This is a genomic window from Desulfobacterales bacterium (assembly GCA_029211065.1).
GTDB lineage: Bacteria > Desulfobacterota > Desulfobacteria > Desulfobacterales > JARGFK01 > JARGFK01.
In genome coordinates this window covers 1-6,915 of the sequence record JARGFK010000159.1, presented here as the reverse complement: position 1 = coordinate 6,915, position 6,915 = coordinate 1, and the positions used below count along the sequence as shown (strand labels likewise).

Genomic DNA, 6,915 nt, shown 5'->3' with positions numbered 1-6,915 from the left:
AAGGCGACGTCGCCGTAGGCCAGGAGTATTTCGACCTCGCTGAGCCCCCCGGGGTAAAGGAGGATCTCCCCCTTGGTCGGATGGCTGGTGTGGTTTTCAAAACCCAGCTCGGTTTTTTCGTTCCCGAAGGGGATCCAGACGGCTTCGCCACTCCAGCGGACGTGGATAATCCGGCTGCCGAAAGGAAGCCGGCCCTGAAACCACCGGCAGGTCTGCGGGGCGGCGGCCTCCATCCGGGCCTTGAAGAAAAAGGGGCCGGTAGTGATTCCTATTATCGTCATGGCTGTCCTTTCCCCTCTCTGGCGCCCTTCGGACGGGGGACATAGCGGCCGTATCCTGGGGAGACGCAGATCCGGCCATGGTCGGCCACCAATTCCCCGCGAACGTAGGTCATCACCGGCCATCCTTTCAGGGTCATCCCTTCATAGGGCGACCAGGGGCATTTTGATTTCCGCTCCATGGCGGAAAAGCTTTTGGTCAGGCCCATGTCCACGACGACCAGGTCGGCATCGGCGCCCGGCCGGATATCCCCCTTGGCGGGGGCCATGCCGTAGAGACGGGCCGGATTGCGGCTGGTGACCTCGACAAGCCTCTCAAAGGAGAGAAGCCCCCGGTTCACCCCATCGAGGAATACCGGCAGCATTACCTCCAGGCCGGGGATGCCATTGGGCGCCTTCCAGATATCCTGCAACCCTGCCTCCTTCTCGGCCGCCGCAAAGGGACAGTGATCGGAGCCAAGGGTGTGGATGTATCCCTGCTCCAGGAGCTCCCACAACCGCTTCCGGTTGGCGTCGTCGTGCATGACCGGAGAGAATTTCAGGAAGGGCCCGAGGCGATTCATATCCTCATCGACAAAGGTAAAGAAATGGGGGCAGGACTCCGCCCAGATCCGGACACCCCTCTCCCGGGCCGCCCGAATCTCCTCGAGTGCCCGGGCCGTGGAAACATGGGCGATGAGCGCCGCGGCCCCCGTCTGCTCCAGCATCACGATCGCGCGGCGGACGGCTTCGATCTCCACGTAGGCGGGCCGCGATTCGTTGTAGGCCATAGGATCGCGGCGCCCCGCCGCCTTGAGCTGCTGCTCCTTCTGCCGGATCAGGCCCTCGTTTTCCGCATGGATGATCGCCAGGCCGCCCTGCCGGGCGAGCCGCTCCAGAATCTCGAACATCGCGTCGTCCTGGACGAAGGGAAATTCCTTGACGGAAAAGCACATGAACATTTTGACGGCCGTGGCCCCCGTCTGACTCCAGAGCGACTCCACCTCCTCCACGTTGTCCGCCGTTCCGCCTCCGTGGAGACCGTAGTCCACGACTGCGCGGCCGCGGTAGGCGTCGAGATTGGCCTGGTACGATTCGACGTCCACGACGGCGGGATCGTTCATTGGGTGGGAAATCGCCGTAGTAATGCCGCCCACAGCGCAGGCGGCGGTTCCATGTTCGAAATCCTCGCGATGAGTGAAGCCGGGGTCTTGAAAATGGATATGGGCATCGATGACGCCGGGAAGGATATAGTTTCCGGCGACGTCGATAATCTCTCCGCCCGTGAATCCATTGCCACCTTCAGTGATCGCAGCGATCCGCCCATCCCTTATGCCGATCCCACCTCGAAAACGCCCCTCGGAAGTGACGATAGTACCATTGATCAAAGCCCTGTCGATCTTCATCACCTGCTCCTCAAAAGTATGATTCCAGTGCCTGTGGTGGTGAGGCGAATTTTCGAACCTTGCTGTGATTCAGGCCTGTTTCAACCATCATTTCAGCGACCTTCACCGCGACAACCACCGGGTCCAGAACCGGCAGGCCAAGCATTTCCGTCAGCTCGTCCTCATAGCCGCAGAGGCCGGCGCAGCCCAGGATGATCACCTCGGCACCGTCATCCTTGGCAACGCGCAGTATCTCCTCCCGCAGTTCCGCCAGCGTCCTTTCTCTCTCAGTCGCGGCTGCCTCGACATTGATGTTGATGGCCCGGCAGGAAGCGCATTTGTCCTTAAAACCGTAGAGCCGGACCAAGTCCTCCTGATAGGGGATGAACTGGCGCAGCATAGTCACAATGCTGAACCGGTGGCCAAGAAGGCACGCCGTGGCCATTGTCGCCTCGGAAATGCTGACGACAGGGATGGCAAGGGCCTCCTTGAGGGCGTTGATCCCGACGTTTCCGAAGCCAGCCAAGACGACGGCGTCTGGCCGGATATCTTGGACTTTTTTCAGGCAGGCCCGGATGTGCGACCAGCTGGACTGATAGTCGGCGAAGGCGCTGTCTATATTCTTCGTCCCCGCAGGGTTCGTCAGAAAAAAGAGTTCCGTGGCGGGGTTCGCCTTCTTTCTTGCCGACTTTTCAATAACGCCGGTGACGATGTCCGAACTGTTAGGATTGACCACGAGGATTTTCAATTCCATCTCCTTCATATGATTAATATAGATCTATTTACCGAGCATCTGGTTCGGGAGCCACAGCACAAGCTGCGGGACATAGATGAGAACCGCGCACAAAAGCAACATCATCGTCAGAAAGGGAACGACGCCGATGATAATGTCCTTCAGGGGTCCTTTGTCTGTTCGAATTCCCTGAACGACATAGAGATTCATCCCCACCGGCGGGGTGATCAGGGACATCTCGCAAAGGATCATCAGAAATACCCCGAACCAGACCGGATCGTAGCCCACGGCGACGATAAGCGGCACCACCAACGGAATCGTTGTCACCATCATGGCAATCGTTTCGATGAACATGCCAAGAATCAGGTAGAACAGGACAATGAGCCACATCGTTAAAGCAGGGCTGATATTGAGGCTGACGAACCAGCTGGACAGCTGTTGCGGAATTCCGATCAGCGAGAGGACGTAGTTCATGTAGGACGCAGCCACCATAATGAGCAAGATCATGGCCGTGGTCTTCATCGTCGAAGCGAAAGATTCGTGGAGCATGGCGATCGTCACGCGGCCTGCTAAGGCAGCAATGCCCAGCACGGCTAAAACGCCGAGTGCCGCCGCCTCGGTGGGCGTCGCCCATCCCAGATAAATACTCCCCATGATCGCAAAGATGATCAAGAAGATGGGCAAAAACGACGGAAGTGCCTTGAACTTAAACAACCAGGTTGTCTTCGGTTCGGGATCACCGGCTATCGACGGTCGGGCAAGCGCCACGACCACAATGATCAGGCTGAAGAAAACGCCCAAGATGAGTCCGGGAACAACGCCGCCCATGAAGAGGCGGCCGATCGAGGCATCGGCAATGGACCCATAGATGATCATATTGATGCTCGGTGGAATCAGAATGCCCAGAGTACCGCCGGCCGCCAGGGAGCCCATAATGAGTCGCTTATCGTAATTCCGAGCAGTGAGGCACGGGATGGCCACTGTCCCGATCGTCGCCGCCGTGGCGACGCTCGATCCGCAAGTGGCAGCCATGATTGCGCTGGCCCCGATGTTCGTGTGGAGGAGCCTCCCGGGCAATCTGGCCAGCCAGGTAGAAAGGGCCGTGTACATCCGATCTGTAAGACCACTGCGGAGGAGGAACTCCCCGAGCAGAACGAACAAGGGCACGGAGGTCATAATAAAGCTGTTCAGCGACATCCATGCCTGGTTGCCGAAATCCATGATGATGGCCTTGCCGATACTGAAAATCCCGGCCGTCAGGCCGATCGTCATCAGGACGGACGCGACATGGATGCCAATACCCAGAAGAAGAAACAGGACCGCAAAACCGATTATAATCTGCATAGGAAATCGACCTCCGTCAGTTTCGCGGAAAAAGTTGACTTGATGGGGCACGTTTCTGCTGGTCGCGCTTAGCCTCCTCGATTTCGCGGGAGGTTTCTTTCTCCACCGTTTCCACACCGAAGATCCCGTTGAGTTCAGTCATTCTACCCGTCCAAACCAGGATCAGGATCTCAACAAGATACATCGTCATGTGGATGGAAAACCAGACAAGCCCCGCCACCCAGATCATCTGAGGAAGCCAAAGCGGGGTTTGCAACGGTGTCGGGGCAATGGCCTGGAGCTGCCATGATTCCAAGAAAAGAGCGGATCCCCGCCAGGCCAGCATATAGGCGTATCCCGCCAGCGCCGAGTAGGCCAAGACGTTTGCGATCCCTTGAAAGCCCGGGGGCAGGTGAGGGAGAATCAGATTCAGGCGGATGTGCGCCCGTTTGGCAAGAGCGTAGGAAAAACCGAAAGCGCATATGGCAGCCATGATGTAGCCGCCGATTTCGTCGGACCCCTGAAGGGTGATGTTCAGCAGCTTCCGCCCAACCACGTCGATGCCGATGTATACGGACAACCCCAGAAGTGCCCATCCTGCCGTAATCGCGAAAAAGCGACTGGCGCCATCAAAACGTTCAATCATCCGACGGAGATTCATCACGACCTCCTGCTCCCTGAAGGAGAGGAGCGGCGCACCCCGCGCCGTCCCCCTCCGGATGGGTGGTCCAAATTTCTTGAATGTCTGACGCTACTTGATGGTCATGCCAACGACCTTTCCCACGGTCCGGTTCCAGATCTCGATGGCCTTGGGATCAATCTTGTTGGCCGACGCGGCCCAGTCAGGGAGGACAACCTCCTCCACCGCCTTTTTCATCCGTTCCTTGTCTTTTGCGTTGGCATGAACAACTGACATTTTGCCCTTCTTGCCGTAGGTGCAGACCCCTTGCCCGGTGTTACAGTTCACCCCGTCTTGGGTCGCGGATGCGCCGAGCTTCCAGAGCTCATCCTCGAGTTCCTTGAACTTCTTTGTCAGATAATCCTTCACGTCGGGAGTGAGTTTGTTCCAGAAATCCAGATTCACGACGTGCAATTGAAGCGAGTAGCCCATGGGCATCATATAGAGGTGATTGGCCGCTTCGTACCAAGAGGCCGTATTGCCGGCCAGTGATCCGGATACGGCACCATCAATGACGCCCGTGTGCAGGGAGGTATAAACCTCGGGAAAAGCCAGGCTGACGCCGGTGGCGCCAAATTTTTTGACAAACTCCGCCATGGGACGGCTGAAGATCCGGATCTTTTTCCCCTTGAAATCGTCGAGCCCATTCACTTTATCCTTGAACCAGAAAATCTGGTCGCCGTAGGGCCAGATCGCCAGGAGCTTGCCGCCGAACTTCTTCTGCAGGCGACTGTCGAATTCCTCCCGGTAGGCTTCGGCCACTTTCCTAGTTGTGGCAATATCCGGCGAAACACCGACAAGGTCAACCCCCTGAAAGAAAGGGTCGTCGCCACTGACGTAACCGAGCTGGATGGCCATGATATCGAAAACGCCGCCCTTGAGCTGGCGCATGCCCTGAAAGCCCTTCTGACCCAGTTCATCCATTGTCCGGAACTGGACATTCAACCGGCCGCCACTCTCCTCGCCGAGTTTTTTAAAGAAGGGCTGCTCGACCGCAGTGCTCTGGATCTGCTTGGTAAAGTTGCCGAGGGCGCGTAAAGTGACCTTTTCAGCACCCACAGCCGTCCCGGCCGCCAGTCCAAAGGACAATAGGATTCCAAACATCGTGCAGTGCTTTAGAAACTTCATCGATTCCTCCTTACTTTCCTTCTGGTTAATGCAGGAATTATCCTGCGTGTTTAGGAAAAATCACCTGTCCGACAACCATCCCCGGGGTCCTGCCCGAGGGAAACACTTGCTCCATTAGAAGCCCAGATAACGTGGCAGGGCCGTTACGAGGGAGGGAAACAAAAAGCATAACATCAGAACCCCGTATTGCAGCGCAACGAATGGCCAGACGCTACGGATCAGGTCGGTCATCGATATGCGGGTGATCCCGCACATCACAAAAAGCAGAACGCCGACGGGCGGTGTCATCATGCCGGCCACCAGGTTCAGGACGAAGAGGAATCCGAAATAGAGCGGATCGATGTTGTAGGCGACCGCGATCGGTGCGAACAGGGGGACCAGCATGATGTAGGCGGCGTTGGACTCGATGAACATGCCGACCACAATGAGCATCACCATGACCAACAGGATGAACGCCGAGGGATTGCCTGTCAGGGCTTGGATGAAATCCGAGAGCCTTTTGGGTGCCATGTCGATCGTAAAGACGAAGGTCACCGTCGCCGCGAAGGCAATCAGAGCACAGACCATCGCGGAGGTCACAGCCGCCCGGAAGAGCGTTCCCGGTAGGTCGGACAGCTTGAGCGCCTTGGTGACGAAGAAACCGATGATCAGCGCGTAAACCACCGCAATGGCCGCCCCTTCGGTCGGGGTAAAGACGCCCCCGACGATGCCACCCACGACGATAACCGGCATCATGATGATAATCAGCGCCTTTCGCGACTCCCGAAGGACGCTCATGAGATGAAACTTCTCCCCTGTGAGCGGGTAGCCCCGGCGGTAAGAGATGATACTCGATAGGACCATGAAACCGATGGTCAAGATGAGCCCCGGAACGATTCCGGCCATGAAGAGGCCGCCGACCGAAACGCCCGCCCCGGCCATCAGGGCATAGACGATCATCGCGTTGCTGGGCGGAATGATCGGACCGAGGTTGGCCGCCGAGGCGACGACGGCGCTTGTATAGCCGGAATCATAATGCTTCCGCAGGGCCGGGACTAGGGTCGTTCCGAGGGCGGATGCGCTGGCCACGGCGGCCCCGCTCACGGCGGCCAGAATCATGCCCGACAGGATGGTCACATGGGCCAGGCCCCCGTGAATTCTCCCCACCAGGCGGTTGGCGAAATCGATCAGTCGCGTCATGATCCCGGCCTTGACCATCAACTCGCCTGCCAGCATGAACAGCGGAATGGCCATGAGCGGGAAGTTGTCGACGGCGTGGAGCATGCGCTGGGGAAGGACCAGTAGTTCGATATCCTCCACCAGCAGTGCCCCGATGGACGCGAAGCCCAGGGCGAACGCCAACGGCATGCCGAGGAGGGCGAAAACCAAAAACGTGAGCACGACAATCAATGTCATGACGAGGTTCCTTCC

Annotated in this window: 7 protein-coding genes; all 7 read right to left on the bottom strand. The window is 57.9% G+C overall.

From position 1 onward, the window contains the following. Positions 1 to 281 (bottom strand): DUF3830 family protein (locus tag P1P89_21365; GenBank protein MDF1594066.1); only part of this gene is annotated, 281 nt, incomplete at its 3' end. Further along, positions 278 to 1,663 carry a dihydroorotase gene (pyrC, locus tag P1P89_21360; GenBank protein MDF1594065.1) on the bottom strand — a complete coding sequence of 462 codons (1,386 nt, stop codon included), beginning with the start codon at positions 1,661 to 1,663 and terminating at the stop codon, positions 278 to 280. The genes P1P89_21365 and pyrC, both read right to left, overlap by 4 nt. A 10-nt stretch (positions 1,664 to 1,673) precedes the next feature. Next, positions 1,674 to 2,390 (bottom strand): aspartate/glutamate racemase family protein, encoded by a 717-nt coding sequence (locus P1P89_21355; GenBank protein ID MDF1594064.1) that lies wholly within the window; start codon positions 2,388 to 2,390, stop codon positions 1,674 to 1,676. A 30-nt stretch (positions 2,391 to 2,420) separates the two neighbouring features. Further along, a complete protein-coding gene (locus P1P89_21350; GenBank protein MDF1594063.1) occupies positions 2,421 to 3,719 on the bottom strand; it encodes a TRAP transporter large permease in 1,299 nt (432 codons plus the stop codon). Positions 3,720 to 3,735: 16 nt separating this feature from the next. Beyond that, entirely contained in the window at positions 3,736 to 4,359 is a 624-nt protein-coding gene (locus P1P89_21345) for a TRAP transporter small permease (protein ID MDF1594062.1), read from the bottom strand. Positions 4,360 to 4,449: 90 nt separating this feature from the next. After that, a complete protein-coding gene (locus P1P89_21340) occupies positions 4,450 to 5,505 on the bottom strand; it encodes a TRAP transporter substrate-binding protein (protein ID MDF1594061.1) in 1,056 nt (351 codons plus the stop codon). 114 nt (positions 5,506 to 5,619) lie between these two features. Beyond that, positions 5,620 to 6,915, bottom strand: a 1,296-nt coding sequence (locus P1P89_21335) for a TRAP transporter large permease (protein ID MDF1594060.1), incomplete at its 5' end; no start/stop codon positions are given.

What these genes read in the sequence shown, in the direction of transcription:
- pyrC (MDF1594065.1), bottom strand. Translation starts at nt 1,663, where the DNA reads ATGAAGATCGACAGGGCTTTGATCAATGGTACTATCGTCACTTCCGAG.
- P1P89_21350 (MDF1594063.1), bottom strand. Translation starts at nt 3,719, where the DNA reads ATGCAGATTATAATCGGTTTTGCGGTCCTGTTTCTTCTTCTGGGTATT.
- P1P89_21345 (MDF1594062.1), bottom strand. Translation starts at nt 4,359, where the DNA reads ATGAATCTCCGTCGGATGATTGAACGTTTTGATGGCGCCAGTCGCTTT.
- P1P89_21340 (MDF1594061.1), bottom strand. Translation starts at nt 5,505, where the DNA reads ATGAAGTTTCTAAAGCACTGCACGATGTTTGGAATCCTATTGTCCTTT.